Origin of the sequence: Actinosynnema sp. NPDC020468, assembly GCF_040642015.1 — a bacterium.
In the GTDB taxonomy this organism is placed as follows: domain Bacteria; phylum Actinomycetota; class Actinomycetes; order Mycobacteriales; family Pseudonocardiaceae; genus Actinosynnema.
This window is the reverse complement of the sequence record NZ_JBFAEO010000001.1, coordinates 335,957-359,872: the sequence shown is the minus strand read 5'-3', so window position 1 is coordinate 359,872 and position 23,916 is coordinate 335,957. Positions and strand designations below refer to the sequence as shown.

General features: G+C 72.9%; 24 protein-coding genes, 1 pseudogene and 1 riboswitch. Of the genes and pseudogenes, 9 read left to right on the top strand and 16 right to left on the bottom strand.

Annotated features, from left to right (window positions below; translation table 11 throughout):
• Nucleotides 1-57 precede the first annotated feature (57 nt).
• A complete protein-coding gene (locus AB0G50_RS01710) occupies nucleotides 58-870 on the bottom strand; it encodes a hypothetical protein (RefSeq protein ID WP_360100990.1) in 813 nt (270 codons plus the stop codon).
• 228 nt (nucleotides 871-1,098) lie between these two features.
• Between AB0G50_RS01710 and AB0G50_RS01705 the strand changes: the two genes are divergently transcribed.
• On the top strand, nucleotides 1,099-1,695 hold the full coding sequence (locus AB0G50_RS01705) for a class I SAM-dependent methyltransferase (protein ID WP_360100987.1): 597 nt from the start codon (nucleotides 1,099-1,101) through the stop codon (nucleotides 1,693-1,695).
• Here AB0G50_RS01705 and AB0G50_RS01700 read toward each other — a convergent pair.
• From AB0G50_RS01700 to AB0G50_RS01690, 3 genes and pseudogenes are all read right to left on the bottom strand, one after another.
• Complete coding sequence (locus AB0G50_RS01700) at nucleotides 1,672-2,040, bottom strand: VOC family protein (RefSeq protein WP_360100984.1); 369 nt, start codon at nucleotides 2,038-2,040, stop codon at nucleotides 1,672-1,674. The genes AB0G50_RS01705 and AB0G50_RS01700 overlap by 24 nt on opposite strands.
• A gap of 12 nt (nucleotides 2,041-2,052) precedes the next feature.
• Nucleotides 2,053-2,523, bottom strand: coding sequence for a GNAT family N-acetyltransferase (locus AB0G50_RS01695; protein WP_360100981.1), 471 nt, complete (start codon nucleotides 2,521-2,523; stop codon nucleotides 2,053-2,055).
• A gap of 26 nt (nucleotides 2,524-2,549) precedes the next feature.
• A pseudogene (locus AB0G50_RS01690) lies at nucleotides 2,550-3,638 on the bottom strand (winged helix DNA-binding domain-containing protein).
• 121 nt (nucleotides 3,639-3,759) lie between these two features.
• Here AB0G50_RS01690 and AB0G50_RS01685 point away from each other — a divergent pair.
• The 3 genes from AB0G50_RS01685 (at nucleotide 3,760) to AB0G50_RS01675 (ending at nucleotide 6,126) form a co-directional block, all read left to right on the top strand.
• Entirely contained in the window at nucleotides 3,760-4,683 is a 924-nt protein-coding gene (locus AB0G50_RS01685) for an SPFH domain-containing protein (protein WP_360100978.1), read from the top strand.
• A 1-nt stretch (nucleotide 4,684) separates the two neighbouring features.
• Nucleotides 4,685-4,924 (top strand): hypothetical protein, encoded by a 240-nt coding sequence (locus AB0G50_RS01680; RefSeq protein ID WP_360100975.1) that lies wholly within the window; start codon nucleotides 4,685-4,687, stop codon nucleotides 4,922-4,924.
• 422 nt (nucleotides 4,925-5,346) lie between these two features.
• Nucleotides 5,347-6,126 carry a VOC family protein gene (locus tag AB0G50_RS01675; protein ID WP_360100972.1) on the top strand — a complete coding sequence of 260 codons (780 nt, stop codon included), beginning with the start codon at nucleotides 5,347-5,349 and terminating at the stop codon, nucleotides 6,124-6,126.
• On the opposite strand, the gene AB0G50_RS01670 is transcribed toward AB0G50_RS01675, so the two are convergent.
• Nucleotides 6,095-6,898 carry a TSUP family transporter gene (locus tag AB0G50_RS01670; RefSeq protein WP_360100969.1) on the bottom strand — a complete coding sequence of 268 codons (804 nt, stop codon included), beginning with the start codon at nucleotides 6,896-6,898 and terminating at the stop codon, nucleotides 6,095-6,097. The genes AB0G50_RS01675 and AB0G50_RS01670 overlap by 32 nt on opposite strands.
• Nucleotides 6,899-7,202: 304 nt before the next feature.
• On the opposite strand from AB0G50_RS01670, the gene rpsT reads away from it, so the two are divergent.
• A complete protein-coding gene (gene rpsT / locus AB0G50_RS01665) occupies nucleotides 7,203-7,463 on the top strand; it encodes a 30S ribosomal protein S20 (RefSeq protein ID WP_041312187.1) in 261 nt (86 codons plus the stop codon).
• Nucleotides 7,464-7,852: 389 nt separating this feature from the next.
• Here the strand turns inward: rpsT and holA are convergent, their stop codons facing one another.
• Nucleotides 7,853-8,836 carry a DNA polymerase III subunit delta gene (gene holA / locus AB0G50_RS01660; protein ID WP_360100965.1) on the bottom strand — a complete coding sequence of 328 codons (984 nt, stop codon included), beginning with the start codon at nucleotides 8,834-8,836 and terminating at the stop codon, nucleotides 7,853-7,855.
• 97 nt (nucleotides 8,837-8,933) lie between these two features.
• A riboswitch (SAM riboswitch) is annotated at nucleotides 8,934-9,058 on the top strand.
• Nucleotides 9,059-9,069: 11 nt separating this feature from the next.
• Here holA and thrC point away from each other — a divergent pair.
• A complete protein-coding gene (gene thrC, locus AB0G50_RS01655; RefSeq protein WP_360100962.1) occupies nucleotides 9,070-10,332 on the top strand; it encodes a threonine synthase in 1,263 nt (420 codons plus the stop codon).
• A gap of 57 nt (nucleotides 10,333-10,389) precedes the next feature.
• On the opposite strand, the gene AB0G50_RS01650 is transcribed toward thrC, so the two are convergent.
• From AB0G50_RS01650 to AB0G50_RS01605, 10 genes are all read right to left on the bottom strand, one after another.
• Entirely contained in the window at nucleotides 10,390-10,857 is a 468-nt protein-coding gene (locus AB0G50_RS01650) for a hypothetical protein (protein ID WP_360100959.1), read from the bottom strand.
• Nucleotides 10,854-13,151: a DNA internalization-related competence protein ComEC/Rec2 gene (locus tag AB0G50_RS01645; protein WP_360100956.1), complete on the bottom strand. Its 2,298-nt coding sequence runs from the start codon at nucleotides 13,149-13,151 to the stop codon at nucleotides 10,854-10,856. The genes AB0G50_RS01650 and AB0G50_RS01645 overlap by 4 nt, the downstream gene beginning before the upstream one ends.
• 91 nt (nucleotides 13,152-13,242) lie before the next feature.
• Entirely contained in the window at nucleotides 13,243-13,761 is a 519-nt protein-coding gene (locus AB0G50_RS01640; RefSeq protein ID WP_360100953.1) for a ComEA family DNA-binding protein, read from the bottom strand.
• Nucleotides 13,762-14,045: 284 nt separating this feature from the next.
• Complete coding sequence (locus AB0G50_RS01635) at nucleotides 14,046-14,894, bottom strand: DegV family protein (protein ID WP_360100950.1); 849 nt, start codon at nucleotides 14,892-14,894, stop codon at nucleotides 14,046-14,048.
• 11 nt (nucleotides 14,895-14,905) lie between these two features.
• Nucleotides 14,906-15,631, bottom strand: a complete 726-nt coding sequence (gene octT / locus AB0G50_RS01630; RefSeq protein WP_360100947.1) for a diglucosylglycerate octanoyltransferase — start codon at nucleotides 15,629-15,631, stop codon at nucleotides 14,906-14,908.
• Nucleotides 15,628-16,242: a histidine phosphatase family protein gene (locus tag AB0G50_RS01625; protein ID WP_360100944.1), complete on the bottom strand. Its 615-nt coding sequence runs from the start codon at nucleotides 16,240-16,242 to the stop codon at nucleotides 15,628-15,630. The genes octT and AB0G50_RS01625 overlap by 4 nt, the downstream gene beginning before the upstream one ends.
• Nucleotides 16,239-16,652 (bottom strand): ribosome silencing factor, encoded by a 414-nt coding sequence (gene rsfS / locus AB0G50_RS01620; RefSeq protein ID WP_360100941.1) that lies wholly within the window; start codon nucleotides 16,650-16,652, stop codon nucleotides 16,239-16,241. Before rsfS ends, AB0G50_RS01625 begins: the two co-directional genes overlap by 4 nt.
• A gap of 70 nt (nucleotides 16,653-16,722) precedes the next feature.
• The gene (nadD, locus tag AB0G50_RS01615) at nucleotides 16,723-17,316 is read right to left on the bottom strand and encodes a nicotinate-nucleotide adenylyltransferase (RefSeq protein WP_360100938.1); all 594 of its coding nucleotides are present in this window, start codon (nucleotides 17,314-17,316) and stop codon (nucleotides 16,723-16,725) included.
• A gap of 177 nt (nucleotides 17,317-17,493) precedes the next feature.
• A complete protein-coding gene (locus AB0G50_RS01610; protein WP_360100935.1) occupies nucleotides 17,494-17,715 on the bottom strand; it encodes a ferredoxin in 222 nt (73 codons plus the stop codon).
• A gap of 40 nt (nucleotides 17,716-17,755) precedes the next feature.
• Nucleotides 17,756-19,021 (bottom strand): glutamate-5-semialdehyde dehydrogenase, encoded by a 1,266-nt coding sequence (locus tag AB0G50_RS01605; RefSeq protein WP_360100932.1) that lies wholly within the window; start codon nucleotides 19,019-19,021, stop codon nucleotides 17,756-17,758.
• Nucleotides 19,022-19,110: 89 nt separating this feature from the next.
• Here AB0G50_RS01605 and AB0G50_RS01600 point away from each other — a divergent pair, with 89 nt between their 5' ends.
• The 3 genes from AB0G50_RS01600 (at nucleotide 19,111) to AB0G50_RS01590 (ending at nucleotide 23,770) form a co-directional block, all read left to right on the top strand.
• Nucleotides 19,111-21,192, top strand: a complete 2,082-nt coding sequence (locus AB0G50_RS01600; RefSeq protein ID WP_360100929.1) for a RecQ family ATP-dependent DNA helicase — start codon at nucleotides 19,111-19,113, stop codon at nucleotides 21,190-21,192.
• Complete coding sequence (locus AB0G50_RS01595) at nucleotides 21,189-21,734, top strand: GNAT family protein (protein ID WP_360100926.1); 546 nt, start codon at nucleotides 21,189-21,191, stop codon at nucleotides 21,732-21,734. The genes AB0G50_RS01600 and AB0G50_RS01595 overlap by 4 nt, the downstream gene beginning before the upstream one ends.
• Nucleotides 21,735-22,492: 758 nt before the next feature.
• Nucleotides 22,493-23,770: an MFS transporter gene (locus AB0G50_RS01590; protein ID WP_360100923.1), complete on the top strand. Its 1,278-nt coding sequence runs from the start codon at nucleotides 22,493-22,495 to the stop codon at nucleotides 23,768-23,770.
• Nucleotides 23,771-23,916 lie beyond the last annotated feature (146 nt).

The window sequence follows — 23,916 nt, the reverse complement described above, 5'->3', positions numbered from 1 at the left end:
CCTGACCTTTCCCACAAAGCTGCGGATGATCTTTCAGCCGGAAGTGGAAAGGCAGGTTCAGCTCGGGTGGTTGTGCCCCAGCACGTAGCACCAGGGCAGGGGAAAGCGATAGTCGACGCCCACCGCACCGCTGTCGTCGGGAGGTCGGATCGCGCGCACACCCGGCAGGTCGCCCGGTGCGCCGGAAGCGCCACCGCCGCCGGTGCCGGCGGTGCTCGTGGCCCCGGTCAGCGCCGGCACGTCCGGTCGCGGAGCCCGGGGTCGGTCGGGCCGCACCCGGGTGTCCGACGTCACGGTCGGAGCCACGACGTCCTGCGCCACCGTGATCACGGCGGGCGTCACGGCGACCGCGTCCGGCTCCGAATACCGAACCTGAGGCACCGCGTCGACCACCGCCGGTTCGACCGCCACAACGTCCGCCACCTGCGGCGGAGCGGCCATCGGCACAGGTTCCACATCGGGGATCGTCGGCGGATCGGGCACCGGCCGGACCACCGGTTCGGTCACCGGGACGAGTTGCCGCGCCACCGGTTCGGTCACCGGCGCGACGGCCGCGGTCACCGGCGTCACCACCGGTTCCACCACTTGGAGCACCGGTTTCGTCACCGGCTCCACGAGCCCGGTCACCGGTTGCGTCACCGATTGCGCGAGCTGCGCGACGGGTGTCAGCACCGGGTCGACCACCGCGCCCACCAACCCGGTCACGCCGGGCAGCAGACCGGGCGGCGGATCACCGGTGTCGGCTTGCGCGGCACCGGAGGTCAGCCCCGCGAGAAATCCGAAACCGATCAGGAATCCGCTCGCGATCACGGTTCTCCTGATCATGCGAATAGTTCTTCCCATGTCATCACCTCCCTCCTGCCGGGACATTCGCCCACCCGTACGTGGCGGTTCACGCGAGAGTGGAAGAAATTACGCCGCACCAGGTCAGGATGCAGGGTGAATTCCGAAACACGAATTCTCGGACTACTTTCCGCGACCCGCACCCCGGGTTACCGGCACGTAGTGCGACCGGCTCGCCCTCCGGGGTACCTCGGGGTCGGCAAATCCGGGCGATCCCCGATGCCGGCCACCCCCGCCCGGTGGTCACCTGGAGTCATGGTTGCGAAGCTGATGAAGGCGTTGGACGTCGTGTTCGGTCACCCGCGCGGCAAGGTGGGCGAACTGGGCGGTCGGGTGATGGCGAAGGCCAACGCGAAGGTCGAGGCGCACGTGGTCGACCTGGCCCGGGCGGGAGCGAACGAGGTGGTGCTGGTGGTCGGACCCGGTCCCGGCGTCGGGTTGGAACTGGCCGCCCAGCGGTCCATGCAGGCGATCGGCGTCGACCCGTCGGAGGTGATGCTCGCCGAGGCGCGGACCCGGTGCGCCGACCTGATCGCGAACGGCCGCGTGGTGCTGCGCGAGGGCACGGCGGCGCGCACCGGTCAGGCGCCCGCGTCGGTGGACGTGGTGCTGTCGGTCGACAACCTCCAGCTGTGGGAGAACCGCCCGGCCGCGTTCCACGAGCTGTTCCGGGTGCTCAAGCCCGGCGGCAGGCTCGTCGTGTCGGTGCACCGCTGGACGCTGGAGGTCTCCGAGTCCGACCTGGTCCGCGAGGCCGAGTCGGCCGGGTTCACCGCCGTGAGCACGTCGTTGCAGCAGCACGGCGGCCTGATCCCGCCGGCGGTGCAGCTAGTCGCGAACGTCCCGGCGTAGCGGGTGCTCGGCGGGGATCTCCACCAGCACGATCAGCAACCCGTCCGGGTCCGCGATCCACATCTCGTCCAACCCCCACGGCTCCCGCCGCGCCGGTCGCACGACGTGGTCCGCGAGCGCCGCGGCCGCGACTTCGAGGTCCCGCACCTGGAGCCACAGCCGGGTGGCCGCGGTGGGCGTCTCGTCGGACCGCCCGGACACCTCCAGGAGCCCCTGCCCGAGGAAGAACACCGTGCCACCGGGGAACTCCCGGTACACGGCCAAGCCCAGCACGTCCCGGTAGAACGCGGTGGTCCGCGCGGGATCGGGTGAACGCAGGAGCACGCGACTGCCGAGGATCTCCACCCCCTCAGCCGATCACGACTCCCCCGCGCCCGCCACCTCCCGGGTCAGCAGCAGGTGCGTGGGCTCGGTGTTCGACACCTCCCGCCAGCCGTGCGCGGCGTAGAAGCGGCGGGCGCGGGCGTTGCGGGCGAACACCTCCAGCCGGGCCGTGCGGACGCCGGCGGCCCGGAAGAGGTCCAGGCACTCCTCGTGCAACGCGTGCCCCACACCGCGACCCCAGTGCGCCGGGTCGACCTGGAGCTGCCTCAGCACGTTGCCCTCGACCAGCGAGAACCCGACGAGGACGCCGTCGAACTCCGCGCACCGCCACCGTCGGTCGAGGTGGCGGTCGAGCCGGTAGCCGTGCGCGCGCACGTCCGCCTCCCACGCGGCCAACTCCTCCTCGGGCAGGTGGCCCCGGTAGTAGCTGCGCCGGGCGCGGAAGTGGATCTCCGCGATCTCGGCCATGTCCTCCGGCACGGGCGCACGCACGACGACGGTCATGCCACGGAGGACGTCGCGGACGCCGGTCAGGTTGGGTCGAGCACCCGCACGTCGTGGTCCGCGCCGGGCGCGAGGAAGTCCAGCAGCGCGGTCCCCTCGGCGATCAGCGCGTCCGGGTCGGCCGGCCGGTGGAACGGCCGCAGTTCCAGCGTCACCCGGTCGGCGAGGTCCACCACCCGCCAGTCACCCGCCGTGACGCCGTCGAGCAGGAAGAACCTCGGCACCGGCCCGTGCGGGTCGTAGCCGCGAGCCCGGACGTCGGGCGTGACCACCCGGCGGCGGTCGGCGTGCGAGAGCAGCAGGTTGTCGAAGTCGTACAGGAACCGCGGCGGCGCCGGCACGTCCTCGGCGGGGCGGGGCGCGTCGGGCAGGTCGTACAGCTCCTGGCCGTCCTCGTCGCGCAGCACGAGCAGCGGCAGCGACGCGACCACCTCGCGCAGCCCCGTCAGGCCGGACCACGTCTGCACGTCCTTCACGGTGGCCGGGCCGAACGCGGCCAGGTAGCGGGTCACCACCGCGCCCACGTCCGGTTCGGCCAGGTCGGCGCCCAACCACGTCCGCGCGTCGGTGTGCGCGATGGGTCCACTTCGGCCCCACACCGCCCGCGGCGGCACCTGCACCAGCGGCGCCAGGCAGCGCAGGGCGTAGGCGAGGGTGGCGGGCGGTCGGTCGGGCCACCGCTCGTGCAGCAGCGCGCCCAACTCCTTGTTCGTGCGCGGCTTCTCGGCCAGCAGCAGGCGACCGGCCTCGACCACGGCGGTCAGGTCGAGGTCGCGGACCTGCTTGCCGTGCAACTGGTTGCGGTACAGGTCGCGGTCCAGGGCCGGCTGCACGACGGGTCACAGCGCGAGCGCGTCCGCCGCGGTGACCAGGTGGATCGTGGAGCGCATCAACGCCATCCGGACCAGGGCCCGGTCGAGCAGCAGGTCGGCGGCGTGCTCCGGCGCGAAGCCCGCGATCCGCGACCACAGTCCCGCGTACCAGGTGTGCGGGGTTTGCGCCTGGAGGCCGACGAGCGCACCGACCACCTCCCCCACGCCGGCCGTCGTGCGGTCGAGCAGGAACTGCCGGGCGAGCGTGGCGCGGCCGAGCGCGCGGCGACTGAGGTGCCCCATGCGCGTCACGGTAGGTCGGATCGCGGACGACCACCGTCCTCAATCCGGACCGACTTGGCATCGGCCGGGGAAAAGTGATATCACTTTGCTAAGCACGAGCTATGACATCAAGGGGTGGGACATGGACGCGGCGACGGACGTGGTGGCACGCATGCCGGCACCGGTGGTGCGGGAGAAGGAAGCGATCGGCCTGCCGGGCATCCCGGCGTTCCTCATCGGGTTCGTGGCGATGCTGATCGGCGCGCTGCTGGTGGTGCTGGCCATCGCGCGGGACGTGGAGAACCCGGACTTCGCGATGGTGATCGCGGGCGTGCTGATCGTGATCGGCGGCGCGATCGGCCTGCGCGGGCTGTTCACCGTGGCGCCGGGCGAGGCGCGGGTGCTCCAGTTCCTCGGCCGGTACACCGGCACGGTCCGCAAGGACGGCCTGCGCTGGGCGAACCCGTTCAGCACCCGGGTCAAGGTCTCGACCAGGATCCGCAACCACGAGACGGCCACGCTCAAGGTCAACGACGCCGACGGCAACCCGATCGAGATCGCGGCGGTCGTGGTGTGGCACGTGGACGACACGGCGAAGGCCAAGTTCGCGGTGGACGACTTCGTGCGGTTCGTCGGCATCCAGACCGAGACCGCGGTCCGGCACATCGCCACCAGCTACCCGTACGACAACCACGAGGAGACCGGGTTGTCGCTGCGGGAGAACGCGGACGAGATCACCGAGACGCTGTCGGTGGAGATCTCGGCCCGGGTGCAGGCGGCGGGCGTGCAGGTGATCGAATCCCGGCTGACCCACCTCGCGTACGCGCCGGAGATCGCGCAGGCCATGCTCCAGCGGCAGCAGGCGGGCGCGGTCGTGGCGGCCCGGACGCGGATCGTGGAGGGCGCGGTCGGCATGGTGCAGCTGGCGCTGGCGCGGTTGGCGGAGGAGGACGTGGTGGAGCTGGACGAGGAGCGCAAGGCGGCGATGGTGTCGAACCTGCTGGTGGTCCTGTGCGGCGACCGCTCGACCCAGCCCGTGGTCAACACCGGGTCGCTGTACCACTGAGGTGGCGGAACGCAAGAGCGTCCTGCTCCGCCTCGACCCGGCCGTGCACGACGCGCTGACCAGGTGGGCGGGCGACGAACTGCGCAGCACCAACGCCCAGATCGAGTTCCTGCTGCGTCGAGCCCTGGCGGAGGCCGGCCGACTGCCCACGGGCGCCGCCGACCAGCCCAAACGAGGCCGCCCCCGGCGCACCGCGCCACCGGAGGACGACCCGCCGGACCCCGAACGACGAAGCGAGTAGCGGCCGCCCACCCGGGCAGGCCGCTACTCGCGCGTCCGCACACCGCCGTCCGCACCCCGCCGACCGAGCCCCGCCCATCCGCGCCCGCGGACCACCACCCGCCGAGCCGCGCGCGTCCGCACTCCGCTCGCCGCGCCCACAAGGCCGCCTCCGCTCGGCGAGTCCCCCGCACCCGAGCCCCACGCGTCCGGACCCCGCGCCTCACCGCCCACTCCTCGCCGAGCCCCCGCGTCCGCACCCCGCGCCCTCGCCCTGCCCCCGCATCCGTACTCCTCGCCCTGCCCCGCGTCCGCACTCCTCGCCTGGTCCCCGCGTCCGCACTCCGGGCGCACCCGAGCCCCTCGCGGCCGGCCCGATCCGACCTCCACCGGGGCGATCATGATCAAGTCGCGGCGCGGTGCGGCCGGTGCAACCGTGGACCGATGACTTCTCGGACCGAGCCGTACCCGTCGGGCGCGCCGGCGTGGGTGGACATGATGACCACCGACCGGCAGGTCACCACGGACTTCTACGGCGGCCTGTTCGGCTGGGAGTTCGAGGTCGGCGAGGCGGACACCGGCTTCTACACGATGGCGCTGGTGCACGGGAAACCCGTGGCGGGCTTCGGCGAGATGCCGGCGGACGTGCTGTTCCCGGTGGTGTGGACGACTTTCCTCGCCTCGGACGACCTGGACGAGTCGCTGCGCCTGTTGGTGACCAAGGGCGGCAAGGTGCTCGTGCCGGTGTTCGACACCGGTGGTCCGGGTCGCGGCGCGGTCGCGGTGGACCCGACCGGCGCGGCCTTCGGGTTGTGGGAGGCGGGCACGCACATCGGCGCGCACCTCGCGGGCGAGCCGGGTTCGGTGGCGTGGCACGAGTTGGCCACCCGCGACCTGTCCGCCGCGGTCGACTTCTACGGCGCGGTGTTCGACCTGACCCTGGAAACCGTGCCGGACCTGCCGTACACCCGGTTGCACGTGGACGGCCACGCGGTCGGCGGCGCGTTCGGGATGGGCGCGGACATCCCGGAGGAGATCCCGTCGCACTGGATGGCGTACTTCGCCGTCGAGGACGCCGAGGCCACCGTCGCCCGCGCCCGCGACCTGGGCGGCATCCCGGTGGGCACGCTCGCCGAGTCCAAACTGGGCCGGTTCGCGACCTTGGGCGACCCGCTGGGCGCGACCTTCAAGGTCATCCAGCAGCCACCTTCCAGCCGAGGCTGACCACGAGCGCCACCACCACGGTCAGGAACACCCGCCGCACGAACGCGGACCCCTTGCGCACCGCCAGCCGAGCACCGAACACCGCGCCGGCCAGGTTGCACACCGCGAGCACCGCGCCCAGTCCCCACAACACCTTCCCGGCCGGGACGAAGTAGAGGAGCGCGCCGCAGTTGGTCGCCACGTTGACCACCTTCGCGGTCGCCGACGCGCGCAGGAACGCGAACCCGACCAGCCCCACCAACAGGAACACCAGGAACGCACCGGTGCCCGGCCCGGCGAGCCCGTCGTAGAACCCGATCACCGCGCCGCCCAGCGCCATCACCACGACCTGGGCCACCCCGCCGAACCGCGGCGCCTCGTCCACCCCGAGATCCGGCTTGCGCCACGTGTACAGCCCGACCCCGACCAGCGCGACCAGCACCACCCCGTTGAGCACCCCCGGCGCCAACGACCCGGCGAACGCCGCCCCGCCCACCGCGCCGGCGAACGCCGCCAACGCCATCGGCACCGCCGACCGCCACTCGACCCCGGTCTGCCGCGCGTAGGTCCGCACCGCCGCGGCCGTGCCCACCACCGACGCGATCTTGTTGGTGGCCAACGCGAACAGCGGCTCCCCGCCCGGCGCGATCAGCAGCAGCGCGGGCACCTGGATCAACCCGCCCCCACCGACCACGGCGTCCACCGCGCCCGCGAGCGCGGCGGCCAGGCAGAGGAACAACAACGCGGCGAGCGACACCTGCCCGAAACCGGGCCAGTCCAGAGCGGCAGTCACCCCGCCACCCTAACCGGACACACGTACTGTTTTTTCGCCACACTCATGCCCACCACGCGACCTGCCGCACAACCCGAGCCGCCGGCCCCACCCCACCCGTCTCCGACAACGCCCACCCCCTCCCCACCTCCCTCGTGCGCACTCCCCTCGAACACCCGGATTAACCCCACCGTGAACAGCCCTGATACCCTTCCTTGCCGTACCGCGCGGCATTCCGCTGTGGAGGAAACCCGCCCCGATCCAGGGGGCGGAGCCGGTGACAAGCGCGGTACGACTCCGAGACCGAGGAAAAGGTGGCTTTCGCGTGGCGAACATCAAGTCCCAGCTGAAGCGGATCAAGACGAACGAGAAGGCGCGCCTGCGCAACAAGGCCGTCAAGTCGTCGCTGAAGACCGCGATCCGCAAGTTCCGTGAGGCCGCCGAGGCCGGCGACAAGGACAAGGCCGTCGCCTTGGCCCGCGAGGCCTCCCGCAAGCTCGACAAGGCCGTCACGAAGGGCGTCATCCACGCCAACCAGGCCGCCAACAAGAAGTCGGCCCTGGCCCGACGCGCCAACCAGATCTGAGCACCACGATCTGAGTCCAGGCTTCCGAAGCGCCGCCCTCACCACGAGGGCGGCGCTTCGGCGTCCAGCGCTCTCGGGGCTCAGCGTTCGGAGTTCAGCGCCCCGGCACACCAGTACGCCCGGCGCTCCGCCCCGATCGGCCTCGCCGGCACCTCCGCCGACCCGACGCACAACGACACTCCACAGCGCGGCAACGCCCACCGCCCGCAGACGCCCACCGTCACCCGACACCGCCAGTCAGAACGCCCGGCGGCCGGCGATCACCGACTGGCGGCAGCGCCCGGCGGTCAGCGGCACCCGGCGGTCAGCGGCACCCGGCGATCAGCGACCGCAGACTGTCGGCGACACCCAGCGGTCAGCGACACCCGGTGGTCAACGGCACCCAGCGGTCAGCGGCGCCCGCCGTGCAGCGCGACGATCCGCAGCACCGCCCGCTCCAGCGCGTACCCCGAGTCGGCGGCGACGCCCTTCACGTCCGCGTTCAGCCCCGCCACCACGGACATCGCCGTCGCCAACCCCTCGCCGTCCCAGCCGCGCGACTGGGCCTGCGCCTTCTTCACCTTCCACGGCGGCATGCCCAGCTCACCCGCCAGCTTGAACGGGTCGCCCCGGCCCACCGCCGACACCCGCGCCACGGTGCGCACGGCGTCCGCCAACGCGTCCGCCACCAGCACGTGCGGCACCCCGAGGTTGATCGCCCACCGCAACGCCTCCAGCGCGCCCGCGCGATCACCCATCACGGCCTTCTCCGCCACCGCGAACCCGGTCACCTCGGCCCGCCCCCGGTGGTACCGGTGCACGGCGTCGGCGTCGACCTTGCCGCCGGTGTCGGACACGAGCTGCGACGCCGCCGCCGCCAACTCGCGTAGATCCGACCCCACCGCCTCGATCAGCGCGCCGACCGCGTCACCGTCCACCTTGCCGCCGGCCAAGCGGATCTCGTTGCGCACGAACGCTTCCCGCTCCGCGGGCTTGGTGATCTTCGGGCACTCGACGACCACCGCGCCCGCCTTCCGCAGCGCTGCGGGCAACTCCTTGGCGACCTTGCTCCGCCCGCCTCCGGTGTGGACGACGACCAGCGTCACACCGTCCGCAGGGGACTTCGCGTAGGCGATCACCGCGTCGGCGATCTCCTTGCCCGCCTCCTGCGCCGCCTCCAGGGCGATCACCCGCCCCTCGGCGAACAGCGACGGGCTCACCAGCTCGGCCAGCTCGGGCGGCGTGAGGTCGGTCACCCGCACCCGGGTCAGGTCGGCGGACGGATCAGCCTTGCGCGCCACCGCGAGGGCGTCCCGCACGGCGCGTTCGACCAGCAACTCCTCCTCGCCGACGACCAGGTGCACGGACTCCTGCGCGACAGCGGCTGCACTCACGGCCGCGATCCTCCCACGGTCGCCCCTGCTCCGGATGACGGACGTCACTGGCCTCGATCGAGCCCCGTGACGTACCTTGGGTGCCACAACTTCATACCGCTCATCCAGAGGGGCAGAGGGATCGGCCCGAAGAAGCCCCGGCAACCCGTCGTTTCAGCACGCCTTTGGCGTGTCTGACGACCACGGTGCCAATTCCGACCCGCTTGGCGGGACAGATGAGGAGATACCTCGCGATGACTGCTGTCAGTGTGCCTCCGGCCACCACCTCCTTCGACCTCGGCCCCGCACGCGCCCTGTCGTGCCGGGAGTGCGGTCACCAGACTCCTCTCGCTCCGGAATACGCCTGTCACGAGTGTTTCGGGCCGCTGGAAGTCGCCTACGACTTCGGCGGCATCAGCCGTGCGGACATCGAGGCCGGCCCTCAGTCCATCTGGCGCTACCGCGGCCTGCTCCCGGTGCCCGCGACCGTCGAGTCGCACCCGAACCTCAACCCCGGCAGCACCCGCCTCGTGCAGGCCGACCGCCTGGCCAAGGCGCTCGGACTGCGCAAGCTGTGGGTCAAGGACGACACCGGCAACCCCACCCACTCGTTCAAGGACCGCGTCGTGGGCGTCGCCCTCGCCGCCGCCCGTGAACTGGGCTTCACCGTGCTGGCCTGCCCGTCCACCGGCAACCTGGCCAACGCCGTCGCCGCCGCCGCGGCCCGCGCCGACTGGCAGTCGGTCGTGCTCGTGCCCTCCTCCCTGGAGCAGGCGAAGATCCTCATGACCGCCGTGTACGGCGGCAACCTGATCACCGTCGACGGCAACTACGACGACGTGAACCGCCTCGCGCAGGAACTCGCGGCCGAGCACGAGGACTGGGCGTTCGTCAACGTCAACGTGCGCCCCTACTACGCCGAGGGCTCCAAGACCGTCGGCTACGAGGTCGCCGAGCAGCTCGGCTGGCGCCTGCCCGAGCAGATCGTCGTCCCCGTCGCCTCCGGCTCCCTGCTGACCAAGGTCGACAAGGCGTTCCGCGAGTTCGGCGAGCTGGGACTGGTCGACGCGACCCCGTACAAGGTCTACGGCGCGCAGGCCACCGGCTGCGCCCCCGTCTCCTCGGCGTACAAGGCGGGCCACGACGTGGTCACCCCGGTCCGCCCGGACACCATCGCCCGCTCGCTGGCGATCGGCGCCCCCGCCGACGGCCCGTACGCGCTCGACGTCGTCCGCCGCACCGGCGGCAAGATCGAGGACGTCACCGACGAGGAGGTCGTGGAGGGCATCCGCCTCCTGGCCCGCACCGAGGGCATCTTCGCGGAGACCGCCGGCGGTGTGACCGTGGCGACCGCGAAGAAGCTCGTCGAGACGGGCCAGATCGACCCCGACGCCGAGACCGTCCTGCTGATCACCGGCGACGGCCTCAAGACGCTCGACGCGGTCGCCGACCACATCGGCCCGCGCGCCACCGTGCCGCCGTCGGCCGAGGCCGTCATCAACGCCCTGCGCGACTGAGCGCCGACCGCACCGGACGACCAGGGGGCGAACGCGCCGCGGGACCCGCGGAGTCGGTCACAGCGCCAACTCCGCGGTCCTGAGCCACCCGCTACGCGGGAACCTCATCCGACCGGGCGGCAACAGCTGCGGCCCGAACGGCTCGGTCGCTATCCGCCACGCGGTCAGCCGTTGCGGCCACGGCGCGTCGGCCTTCACCTTGTTGTAGCGGTGGGAATGCCAGTCGTCCGGCGGTATCGCCAGGTCGTCGTCGAAGAGGTTGTCGGCGACCAGGCGGTACGCCTCCTCCGCCGACGGCGCCTCGGCCGTGTTCAGCAGACTCGTGACGGTCGCCCGCGCCACCAGGCCCCGGCCTCCGGCGGCGAGGTCCTCGCACACGTAGTAGACGAACGACGGCCGCAACTCCTCCGTCGGCCACGACTCCGGCCGGTAGCCGGGCTGCCACAGCGTCCAGGCCAGCGCCCTGCCCCGCGCGCCGGGCTCCCAGCCCACGTGCAGCCGGACCCACACCCCGTTGTCCCTCATGGTTTTCCTCCCTTGTGAACGGGGTCGCCCCGACGGACGACCCGCGGCCCGTCCGGGCCTGGCAGGACGGCAGTGTCGCCGTCCTGATCGGTGCGTGCGACCAGCGCGCCCGCCCGGCCGAGCAAGTCGACCAGCGGCCCGCTGGGATGGCCGTAGCGGTTGCCCGCCCCGACGCTCACCAGCGCCACCCGCGGCCTCACGGCCGTGAGGAACTCCGGCGCCGAGTACCGCGACCCGTGGTGCGGCACCTTCAGCACGTCGGCCCGCAGGTCGACGTGCCCACCGAGCAGGTCGGCCTGACCGGCCAACTCGATGTCGCCGGTCAGCAACACCCGGCCCGCCGCGGTCGACGCCCGCAGCACCACCGACGCGTCGTTGACCGCCGTGTTCTCCTCACCCACCGCCGGAACCGACCGCGGCCCCAGCACCTCCACCTCCAACCCCGGCCAACCCAACCGCCGGCCCACCTCCAGTTCGACCACCTGGGCCCCACTGCCCCGTGCCTGTTCGCGCACCTGCTCCCACGCCCACCCCGGCCGCCGCGCCGGCCCGACCGCCACCGCGCCGACCCGCTGGTCCGCGAGCACCGCCGCCAACCCGCCGATGTGGTCGGCGTGCAGATGACTGAGCACCACCAACGGAATCCGCCGCACCCCGAGCCGCCGCAGGCACGCCAGCACCGGCACCGGGTCCGGCCCGGTGTCGATCAACACCGCCCGGTCCCGCTCGGCCGTCGCGAGCACGACCGCGTCGCCCTGGCCCACGTCGCAGGCCACGACCGCCCACCCGCTCGGCGGCCACCGGGGCGCCACCACCTCGACCGGCACGGTCACCAGCACCGCGCCCAGCACCAGCGCGACCAGCAGCACCCGAATCCGCCTCAGCCGCAGCAACACCCAGGCCACCGCCAGCACGACGGCCAGCAGCACGCCGCCGAGCCACCCGTCCGGCCAGTGCGCCGCCGCGCCCGGCACCCGAGCGGCGTGCCGACCCACCAGCACCAACCAGTCCATCGCCGGCCCCGCGACCTCGACCAATACCCGCGCAGTACCCTCGTGCACCTGCGCCAGCACGGCCGCCAGCACGCCGAGCACGGTGGCCGGCGCGACCACGGGACCCGCCACCAGGTTGGCGGGCACCGACACCAGGCTCACCTGGCCGGTGAGGCCGACCACCAGCGGCGCGGTGGCGAGACTGGCCGCGACCGGCACCGCCAACGCCTCGGCGATACCGACCGGCACACCGCGTTCCTTGAGCGCGGCGGCCCACCGCGGTGCGAGCAGGACCAGCGCGGCCGTGGCCACGACGGACAGCCCGAACCCGGGATCGGCGGCCAACTCCGGGTCGTAGAGCACCAGGACGACCACCGACGCGGCCAAGGCCGGCAACGCCGACCGCTCCCGCCCGAGGACCAGCGCGAGCAACGCCACGGCGCCCATCACCGCCGCCCGCAGCACGCTCGGCTCCGGACCGGCCAGCAGCACGAACCCGACCAGCGCCATCGACGCACCGGCCGCGCAGGTCCGCGGTCCGACCCCGACCAGCCGGAGCAGCAACAGCACCGCCCCGCACAGGATCGCCAGGTTCGCGCCGCTCACCGCGAGCACGTGGGACAACCCCGCCGTCCGGAACTCGTCCACGACCCTGGGCGACAAACCCTCCGTGTCACCGACCACCAGGGCGGGCAGGAGACCGGCGGGCTCGGGGTCCAGGGCGCCGGACACCTCCCGGAGCCCTTTCCGGAGTCGGTCCGCGACCCGCTGCCACACCGGCGCGGGACCGACCTCCTTCGGCGGACCGCGGACCCGGAGCATCCCGACCGACAGCTCACCGGCCCGGGTCGGAGCGAGCGTGCCCGAGGCGGTGACCTCCTGACCGGGCAACAGCGACCGCCAGGAATCGGCCGGCGCCAGCACGACCACCCGCGCACCGTCCGAAGTGGACGTTCGCGCCACGACCAGGTCGACCCCGCCGGGCCGGGAGCCGAACCCGGCGGTGCGGACGCCCCGGGGCCGCTCCTCCAGTTCCAGGTGGAGGGTCGTGGGTCGGCCGTACTCCGCGCGGAGCGGGTGGTGCGCGGACTGGTGCAGGGTGAACCCGATCCAGCCCGCCGCCACCGGCGCCGTCACGGCGAGGGCGAGGGCCGCCGGTCGGTGCCGGCGGAGCGGCGGCGCTCCCCCGGCCGAGGCGAGCAGACCGACGGCCACCGCCACCCACCAGGTCGAGAACAGCCCGGCGAGGGCGAGACCCCACACCGCCAGCGCGGTCGGGACCAGGTGGAGACGGGGATTCATGCGGTGGACTCCCGACAGGGCGGACTCCTGGCGGCGACCAGGAGCACGAGGGCAGGCGGACAGGGCCGGACGACGGACGCAGAAATGAGGGTCAGACGCGGAGGAGTTCACCCAGGCGTTGCAGCCGGGTGTCGCCTATCCCCTCGATTTCGCCGAGTTGTTCGACGGACGTGAACGGACCGCGTTTCTGACGGCGTTCGACAATGCGCTGAGCGGTGACCGGGCCGATGCCCGGCAGGGCGTCCAATTGGTCCTTGGTCGCGGTGTTCAGGTTCAAGGGCGCGGTGGGCGTGCCCTCGTTCCCGGCGGACGCGGGAATTCCGACCGGGATCTGCTCGCCGTCGACGACCTTCCGGGCCAGGTTCAACCCGGCCAGGTCCGCGCCCGGTTTCGCGCCGCCCGCGGCCTGGACCGCGTCCGCCACCCGCGCACCGCTCGGCACCGTGACCAGGCCTGGTGTCGGCACCTCCCCCACGACGTCGACCACCACCCGAGAGGGCTCGCTCGACACCGACGTGATCGCGGCGACGGGCAGGTTCGGCGGTGGCTCGGCGGGCGGCGGACGCCACCACACCGCCCAGATCGCGGCCAGCACGGCACCCGCCACCACACCCGCGCACACCGCGCGGCGGGATTTCGTGGACGCCGGAATCCACCGGTTCAGAAAACGCGGCAGAACGCGCGGCGGATCACTTCCGCCCTCACTGGAAGCCCACACGACGACGGGCGCGTCGGTGGCACGGTGCTTTCCGCGCTCCCGGTGCATCACGGCGCGGAGGCGTTCGGTCGGGGAATCGGGATTGGTGTCGGACATGGACTCGACATTAGGCCGGGTCGAGCCGCCGGCAAGGAGGCAATGCGCGAACTGTGGACAACTGGGAGGGCTGTGGACAACTAGCCCTGGTCGACGTCACCCGGCAGCACGACCACACCCAGCACACCGGGGCCCGTGTGCGCCCCGATCACCGCTCCGACCTCGGAGATCAGGCACCCGGTCGACCCCGGCACCCGCTCGTCCAACCGGGTCGCCAACTCCGCCGCGCGCTCGGGCGCGGCCAGGTGGTGCACCGCCAACCCGACCGGACCCGACCCGGCGGCCGCCGCGGCCAGGTCCACCAGCCGGCCGACCGCGCGCCCCATCGTGCGCACCTTCTCCAACGGCACGATCCGACCGTCGTCCACGTGCAGCAGCGGTTTCACCGCCAACGCGGTGCCCAGCAGCGCCGCCGCCGCGCCGATCCGACCGCCGCGTCTGAGGTGGTCCAACGTCTCCACGCAGAAGAACATCCGGATCCGGGACGCCGCCGACCGCGCCGCCCTCGCCGCGGCCTCACCACCACCCGACGCGGCGCACGCGGCCAACACGGCGAAACCCAGCCCCATCCCGGTGGCCCGCGAGTCGACCACCCGCACCCGCGTCGGGTCGACCTCCTCGGCCGCCAGCCGCGCCGCCTCCCAGGTGCCCGACAGGTCGCGGGACAGGTGCACCGACACGATCGCCTCGGCCCCGTCCGCCAGCACGGACCGGTACACCTCGGCCAGCTCGCCCGGCGTCGGCCGCGACGTCGTCACCCGCCGGTGCTCGCCCAGCGCGGACGCCAGTTCGACCGGCCCGAAGTCGACCCCGTCGAGCATGCTCGTGCCGTCCACCGCGACGTGCAGGGGCACGATCCGGATGCCGTGCCGCTCGGCGAACCCCTCGGGCAGGTACGCCGTGGAGTCGGTGACGATCGTGGTGGACACGAATAGCGAGACTACGTGCCGTCCGTCTCGGAACGGTCCACCGCCACGGACCCGATCAGATCCGCCATCGCCGCGCCGACCAGCGCGTGCGCCTCCCAACCCCAGTGCAACCCGTCGGGGTTGCCGCGCCGCGTGACGACGTGCTCACGCACCAGCGGCGGCACGTCCAGCAGCGGCACGTCCACCCGCGCGGCCCACGCCCGCACCGCCCGTTCGGCCGCCGCCCGACCCCGGTGCACCGACGCGTAGGCCGCCGAACGGTGCACGGACGGCGTCATGCCCACGAACCGGATCCCCGGCTGCAACGCCCGCACCGCGCGCACGCACAGGTCGAGGTACCGCACCGTCCGCGCGGGCGACAGGGCCACCTGCGGCAGCACCCGGGACAGCACCGGCTGCACGGCCCGGTACGCCGCCCGCGCCCGCCGGCGCACCCCGTCCGGCCGCAGGTAGCGCAGGCCCTGCCGGAGGAACGGCGGCAGCGGCGACGGCAGCGTGTCCATGTGCCCGACCGCGAGCACCAGCACGTCCGTGTGCGGCAACAACGCCCACACGCGCGGGTCCCCGGTCAACGACCACCACGCGTCCCGCGCGGTCCACCCGAACCCCGCCGCCAGCTCCGCGTGCCCGCCCAGCGCCGACGCCGCCACATTCGGCCACAGCCGGGGGTGGTCGGCGGGCAGCGGACCCTCCGGCCCGTGGAACGTCAGCGAGTCGCCGAGGACGAGCAGCCTCACCGCGTGGTGCCGGCGTTGTACGACGACAGCCGCCAGCGCCCGTCACCCGAGGGTCGCCGGGTGAACACCGTCCAGTGGCAGTTGCCGATGCCGCCGAACAGCGCCCACCGGTCCGCCGGCAGCTCCAGCAGCCGCCCGGTCAACGCGCTGATCAGACCGCCGTGCGCGCACAGCAGCACGGTGTCGGAGCACTCCTCGTCCACCTCGCGCACCACGGCGAGCGCGCGCTCGGCGACCTGCACGCGGGTCTCGCCGTCCGGCGGGCAGACCGACGCGTCGGTGCGCCACGCGCCCAGCATCCCGGGCCACTCGGCCTCGATCTCCTCGCCGGTCAACCCCTGCCACTTGCCGAGGTTCGTCTCGCGCAGCCGCGGGTCCACCCGCAGCGGCACGCCCGTGGCCTCGGTGAACACCCCGGCCGTGTCCCGCGCGCGGTGCAGGTCGGAGGCCACCACCAGCTCGGGCGCGAACCCGCTGAGCACCGGCACCGCGAACCGGGCCTGGTTCCACCCCGTCCCGGTCAGCTCCGAGTCGTAGTGGCCCTGCATCCGGCCGGTCGCGTTGTAGTCGGTCTCACCGTGCCGCCACAGCACGAGCCGGTTCAGCGTCATGCCCCGGCGGCCTCGTCGACCTCGGCGGCCACCGCGTCCTCGTCCTGCGGCTGCCCGCCGTCGAACTCGATCTGCGGGCAGTCCTTCCACAGCCGCTCGAGGCCGTAGAAGCTGCGTTCCTCCACGTGCTGGACGTGCACGACGACGTCCACGAAGTCCAGCAGGACCCAGCGACCTTCCCGTGCGCCCTCACGGCGGACCGCCTTGCGGCCCGCTTCGCGGAGCTGATCCTCGACGTTGTCCACGATCGCGCCGACCTGCCGCTCGTTGGGCGCGGAGGCGATCACGAAGCAGTCGGTGATCACCAGTTGGTCGGACACGTCGAGCACGATCACGTCGTGCGCCTTCTTGTCTGCCGCCGCGTTCGCGGCGACCAGCGCCAACCGTCGTGCCTCGTCGGTGGCTGCCACGTTGCTCCTCATCACCATCGGCGGGCGCCTATACACCCGCACGAGTCAATGAGGGTACCGGCGTCCGGGACTAGTCCGGCACCGAGTAAAGCCGCCGCTTGCTGATGTACTGCACGACGCCGTCCGGCACGAGGTACCACACGGGCAGCCCGGCGGCGGTGCGGGCGCGCACGGCGGTGGAGGAGATGGCCATCGCGGGCACCTCCACGAGTGACACGGATCCCTTGGGCAGGTGCCGGTCGTCCAGTTCGTAACCCGGCCGGGTGACACCGATGAAGTGGGCCAGGTCGAACATCTCGTCGGCGCGCCGCCACCCCAGGATCTGCTCCAGGGCGTCCGCGCCGGTGATGAAGAACAGGTCGTCCCCGGGGTGGGTGGCCTTGAGGTCGCTCAGCGTGTCGTAGGTGTACGTCGGCCCGCTGCGGTCGACGTCCACCCGGCTCACCGAGAACCTCGGGTTGGACGCGGTGGCGATGACCGTCATGAGGTAGCGGTCCTCCGCGGCGCTCACCTCGTGCTCGACCTTCTGCCACGGCCGGCCGGTCGGCACGAACACGACCTCGTCGAGGTCGAAGCGGGCCTGGACCTCGCTGGCCGCGACGAGGTGGCCGTGGTGCACCGGGTCGAAGGTGCCACCCATGACGCCGATCCGGCGGTTGGACATGGGAAGTGAGAGTAGTTCGGCGATGTGCGGGTGGCCGTGAACTCCCCGAGTGACCACCCGCACACCGCGTGCGCCCACGGCCCTGGGGGAGGCGGCCGCCGACGTGGCGCGACCGCACCCCGAGCGGGTGGCCGCGCACGGGTGTGACGCGGGAGACCACCCGCCATGACGCGGATCTCACAGTTGGGGAGCCAGCACCGACCCGTCGTCGTCGCGGACCACGATGGCCTCGGCCGGGCAGGACTCCGCGGTGTCCAGCACCAGGTCGGAGGCCTCCACCGCGTTGCGCACCGGCGTGCCGTGGCCCTGCTCCAACCGGAACAGGCCCGGCGCGCCCGCGGCGCAGCGACCGCTGCCGGTGCAGATCCGGCGGTCGACCTCGATCGTCCAGTCACTCACAGCGACCAAGTGTGCCCGAACGACCACGCCCCGTGAAGCGTCAGGAGGTGCCCCTCACGTGTCCTTCACCCCAGACGACCCATTTGGACGAGGTCAACTCGGCGAGGCCCATCGGACCGCGGGCGTGCAGCTTCTGGGTGGAGATGCCGATCTCCGCGCCCATGCCGAACTCGGCGCCGTCGGTGAACGCGGTGGAGGCGTTGACCATCACCGCCGCCGCGTCGACCCGGGTGGTGAACCGGCGCGCGGCGGCCAGGTCGGAGGTCACGATGGCCTCGGTGTGCCCGGAGCCGTGCGCGGCGATGTGCGCGATGGCGTCGTCGATCGAGTCGACCACGCGTGCCGCGATGTCCAGCGAGAGGTACTCGGTGTCCCAGTCCTCGTCGGTCGCGGGCTCCACGCGGGGGTCCCGGGCGAACCGCTCGTCGCCGTGGATCGTCACGTCGGCGGCCTTGAGCGCGGTGATGACCCGGGGCAGGAACTCGTCGGCCACGTCGGCGTGCACGAGCAGCGACTCGGCGGAGTTGCACACGCTGGTGCGGCGGGTCTTCGAGTTCAGCACGACGCGCTGGGCCATGTCCAGGTCGGCCGAGGCGTCCACGTACACGTGCACGTTGCCGACGCCGGTCTCGATCGCCGGCACGGTCGCCTGCCGCACCACGGCGTCGATCAGCCCGGCGCCGCCGCGCGGGATGACCAGGTCCACCAGGCCGCGGGCGGTGATCAGGTGGGTGACGGACGCGCGGTCGTGGCACGGCAGCAGCTGCACCGCGTCCGCGGGCAGGCCGGCGTTCTCCAGCGCGTCGCGCAGGATCGCCACGAGGGCCGTGTTGGAGTGCTCGGCGGAGGACGAGCCGCGCAGCAGCGCCGCGTTGCCCGACTTCAGCGCCAGGCCGGCGGCGTCGACGGTGACGTTCGGGCGCGCCTCGTAGACCATGCCCACCACGCCCATCGGCACCCGCACCTGCCGCAGCTCCAGCCCGTTGGGCAGGATCGAGCCGCGCAGCACCTCGCCGACCGGGTCGGCCAGGCCCGCGACGGTCTCGAGCCCCGCGGCCACGCCGTCGATCCGGGCCTCGGTCAGCTCCAGCCGGTCCAGCAGGCCGCGGTTGAGCCCGGCGGCGGCGCCCGCCTCCAGGTCCTTGGCGTTGGCCTCCAGCACCTCCGGGGCGCGGGTGCGCAGCGCGGCGGCCATCTCGTGCAGCGCGGCGTCCTTCTGCTCGCGGGTGGCCAGGACCAGCTGGTCGGCCGCGACTCGGGCGCGCCGGGCGGCGGCGTGCACCTGTTCGCGCAGGTCATCAGTCACGTGGACCAGCCTACGTTCACCCGATCGGGATTGTCCCCCCGGTTACCGCGGCGGCAGAACTGTCGTACCCCTCTGGGAAGGTGTCCCCCATGGACGAACACGCGCTCCGCTCCCAGGCGGAGGACAGGCTCCGGGCTCTGGCGGGTCCGGAGGCCGTGCTGCGCGAGGACCAGTGGACGGCGATCCACGCGTTGGTCGCGGGCCGGCGGCGGGCGCTGGTCGTGCAGCGGACGGGGTGGGGCAAGTCGGCGGTGTACTTCATCGCCACGGCGCTGCTGCGGTCCCTCGGCGAGGGGCCGACGGTGATCGTCTCGCCGCTGCTGGCGCTGATGCGCAACCAGGTCGCGGCGGCCGAACGGGCGGGCGTGCACGCGGCGACGGTCAACTCGGCCAACACCGACGAGTGGGCCGGCGTGCGGGAGCGGGTGTCGGCGGGCGAGGTCGACGTCCTGCTGGTGTCGCCGGAACGGTTGAACAACCCGGACTTCCGGGACACCGTGCTGCCCGCGCTGACGGCGTCGGCCGGGTTGCTCGTGGTCGACGAGGCGCACTGCATCTCGGACTGGGGCCACGACTTCCGGCCCGACTACCGGCGGCTGCGGACGTTGCTGACCGAGCTGCCGGCGGGCGTGCCGGTGCTGGCGACGACGGCGACCGCGAACGACCGGGTGGTGCGGGACGTGTCCGAGCAGCTGGGCCTGGGCGCCGGCGGTGACACGCTGGTGCTGCGGGGTCCGCTCGACCGGGAGAGCCTGCGGCTGTCGGCGGTGCGGCTGCCCTCCGCGGAGGCGCGGCTGGGGTGGCTGGCCGACAAGCTCACCGAGCTGCCCGGCTCCGGCATCGTCTACACGCTGACGGTGGCGGCGGCCGACGACGTGGCGGCGTTCCTGCGGTCGCGCGGTCACGAGGTGGCCGCGTACTCCGGGCGCACGGACCCGGCCGAGCGGCAGCGGGCCGAGGAGGACCTCCAGGCGAACCGGGTCAAGGCGCTGATCGCGACGTCCGCGCTGGGCATGGGTTTCGACAAGCCGGACCTGGGTTTCGTGGTGCACCTGGGCGCGCCGCCGTCGCCCATCGCGTACTACCAGCAGATCGGCCGCGCCGGGCGTGGCGTGCGGCGGGCCGAGGTGCTGCTGCTCCCCGGGCCGGAGGACCAGCAGATCTGGGCGTACTTCGCGTCGCTGGCGTTCCCGCCGGAGCGCGTGGTGCGGCAGGTGCTCGACGCGTTGGCGGACGCGGGCCGGACGCTGTCGACGGCGGCGCTGGAACCACTGGTCGAGCTGTCCCGGTCGCGGCTCGAGGTGGTGCTCAAGGTGCTGGACGTGGACGGCGCGGTGCGGCGGGTCCGCGGCGGGTGGGAGACGACCGGGCGCGAGTGGGTCTACGACGGCGAGCGGTACGCGCGGATCGCGGCGGCGCGCGAGGTCGAGCAGCGGGCGGTGCTCGACTACCTGGAGACGACCGGCTGCCGGATGGAGTTCCTGTTGCGGCAGCTGGACGACCCGCACGCGGCGCCGTGCGGGCGGTGCGACAACTGCACGGGCGAGCGGCCGTCGGCGCGGGTGTCGGAGGCGGCGTCCGAGGCGGCGCGGGAGCGGTTGGCGCGGCCGGGCGTGGAGCTGTCGCCGCGGCGGATGTGGCCGACCGGGATGGCCGCGATCGGCGTGGGGTTGTCCGGGAAGATCGCGGCGGGCGAGCAGGCCGCGGACGGGTGGGCGCTCGGGCGGCTGACCGACATCGGCTGGGGCAACCGCCTGCGGTCGTTGCTGGGCGAGGCGGATCAGGCGGTGCCCGACGACGTGTTCGCCGCGTGTGTGAAGGTGTTGTCCGCGTGGGGTTGGGCGCAGCGGCCGGTGGGCGTGGTGACGGTGGGGTCGCGGTCCCGGCCGGAGCTGGTGGGCAGCTTCGGGTCGCGGCTCGCGTCGATCGGCCGGTTGCCGTTGCTGGGTCAGGTGTGGCTCGGTGAGGCGGCGCGCCGGGCCAACAGCGCGCAACGGCTGGCCGGGCTGGTGTCGTCGACCGAGGTTCCGGATCTGTCCGGTGTGGACGGTCCGGTGCTGCTGGTGGACGACCGCGTCGACACCGGCTGGACGATGACGGTGGCGGCGCGGCTGTTGCGGAGGGCGGGCGCGACGGGTGTGCTGCCGTTCGCGCTGGCGGTGACGGCGTGACGTTCTTCGCGACGGAACGGTTGGCGCTGCGGCACTTCCGGCCCGCCGACGCGCCGGTGCTGGCGGCGTACCGGTCGGACCCGGAGGTGGCGCGGTACCAGGGGTGGGAGGTGCCGTACGCGCTGGGGGCGGCCGAGGCGTTCGTCCGCACGCTCTCGTGGTCGGACCCGAACGAACCCGGGTGGTTCCAGTACGCTGTGGAGGCGGGCGGGGAGCTGGTCGGCGACGTGGCGGTGAACCTGCACGAGAACCGGATGCAGGCCGAGATCGGCTACACCTTCGCGATCCCGCACCAGGGCAAGGGATACGCGACGGAGGCGGTGGGCCGCGTGCTGACCCACCTGTTCGCCGACCGGGGCCTGCACCGGGTGTCGGCCGAGTGCGACGCCCGCAACGCGCGCTCGGCGAACCTGTTGACCCGCCTGGGTTTCCGCCAGGAGGGTCACCGGGTGCAGGCCACCTGGGCGAAGGGCGAGTGGACCGACGACCTGCTGTTCGGCCTGCTGGCAGGGGAATGGGAGGCGCGCACGACGGTTCGGTGACCGGACTACCGACCCACGGCGGCGTGTGGTTACGTCGAGCCCCACGACCACCGGTGGAGCTGTGTCGGCTCGCCACATACCGGAGGGTCGGACAGCACGGCACAGTGCCCCGGAACGGGCAACGACGCCGCGAGGGGGTCCGGACATGGCCGACACCACGACGCACCAGACCCCGGCCGCCGCACGGCCTGGGCATGGCAAGCAGCCGGCCTGGGCGCACCTGCCACACGGCCCGGGCGGACGCTCCGCCCCACCCGACCTGACGCGCGGTCCCGACGGACGCCCGGCCTTGGTCGCACTGCCACGCGGTCTCAGCCGGGAAGCGGCTGCCTCGTGCCGGTGTCCGGTGCCGGCGATGGGCGACAGCCGGGGAGGTCGTCCTCGGTGGCCGTGGCCTGGCGGGTGTCGTTCGGCGGTGCGCGACGGCCGCGAGCGGGACTCGGCGGGATTGCCGTCGAGGGCGGTCGGTGCGGCCGGAAGTCGTTGTCGTGCGGTCGAAGACGGCCGGGGCGACCGCCGACAGCCGCCCTGGGCAGGTCTGTCCACAGCGGACAGTCGGCGCGGTGGCCGGTCGGCCGCTGCGGTCTCGCGCGTCGACGGCGTGCGAGTGGGCGTCACGCGAGGCGGCAGCGATCAGTCGTCCGCCTTGCTCCGGCTGCTTCTTCGCAGCACTGGGACGGAACGCCTCGACCGCAGCGCTTCGGCGGCCCTGCCCTGACCATCGTGTCCTGATCACAGCCCTCTACCGGAGGTACAGCATGGACGGCACCACGGCCCGGTTACCGGAGCGGCATCGGTTGCCGGTTCGGAAGTTGGTGGCGGCGTCGATCGGGAACGCGATCGAGTGGTACGACTGGACGATCTACGCGACGTTCAGCATCTACTTCGCCACGCAGATCTTCCCCAAGGGGGACGAGAGGTTGGCGCTGATCAACACGTTGGCGACCTACGCGCTCGCGTTCTTCTTCCGGCCGTTGGGCGGGTACCTGCTCGGGCGGTTCGCCGACGTGCGGGGGCGGCGGCCCGCGATGATCCTCACCATCGTGCTGATGGCCGGCGGGTCGGTGGCGATCGCGGCGTTGCCGACCTACGCGCAGGTCGGGTGGTTGGCGCCGGTCCTGCTGCTGCTCGCCCGGATCGCGCAGGGGTTGTCGTTGGGCGGCGAGGTGTCCAACGCGTCGGCCTACCTCGCCGAGATCGCGCCGGCCGACCGGCGCGGGCGGTACTCGGCGTTCTTCTACATCTCCACCGGGTGCGCGCTGCTGGTGGCCTCGCTGCTCGGGTTCACGCTGGCGCGGACGCTCGAGGTCGGCCGGCTGAACTCGTGGGGCTGGCGGATCCCGTTCCTGGTGGGCGGGGTGCTGGGGCTGGTCGGGCTGTGGTTGCGGCGCAACCTGGAGGAGACCGAGCAGTTCGAGCGGAACCGGGAGAAGGCGGAGCGGGTGCGGCGGCCGTTGACGACGACGGTGGTCGAGCACCCGAAGGCGGTGGGCAGGCTCGTCGGGTTCACCATGCTCTCGACGCTGTGCTACTACACGTTCTTCAGCGCGTTGACGCCGTTCGCGGTGAAGACGCGGCACGCCGACGCGACCGACGTGTTCCTCGCGCTGTCGATCGCCACCGTGCTGTTCATCGCGTTGCAGTACCCGATGGGCGCGCTGTCCGACCGGATCGGCAGGCGGCCGCAGCTGCTGGTGTGGTCGGCGGCGACGGCGGTGCTCGTGGTGCCGCTGTCCACGCTCGTCGCGCCCGGCGTCGGCGGGCTGCTGGTGGTGTTCTGCGTGGGGTTGGGGCTGTACACGGCGATGACGTCGATCGCGCCGGCGGTGATGAGCGAGCTGTTCCCGACCGAGCTGCGCGGGTTGGGCATCGGCGCCTGGTACAACCTCACGGTCGCGCTCTTCGGCGGCACCGCGCCGTTGATGATCCAACTGCTGACCGGCAGCTCGTTCTTCTGGTACGTGGCGGCGGGCGCGCTGGTGGCGTTCCTGGTGATCCTGACGCTGCCCGAGACGAGGGGTGAGCCGCTGCGCTGACCTCGTCGGCCGGCCATGATGGGGCAGGGCGACCGCCGGTGCCGAACCGGCGCCACGACCGGGTGAAGTTCGTGGTGGGTGAGCCGTGCCGGGCGGCAACCGACGCCACGTCCGGGTGTCACCCGCTCGCGGGGTGAGGGGGCAAA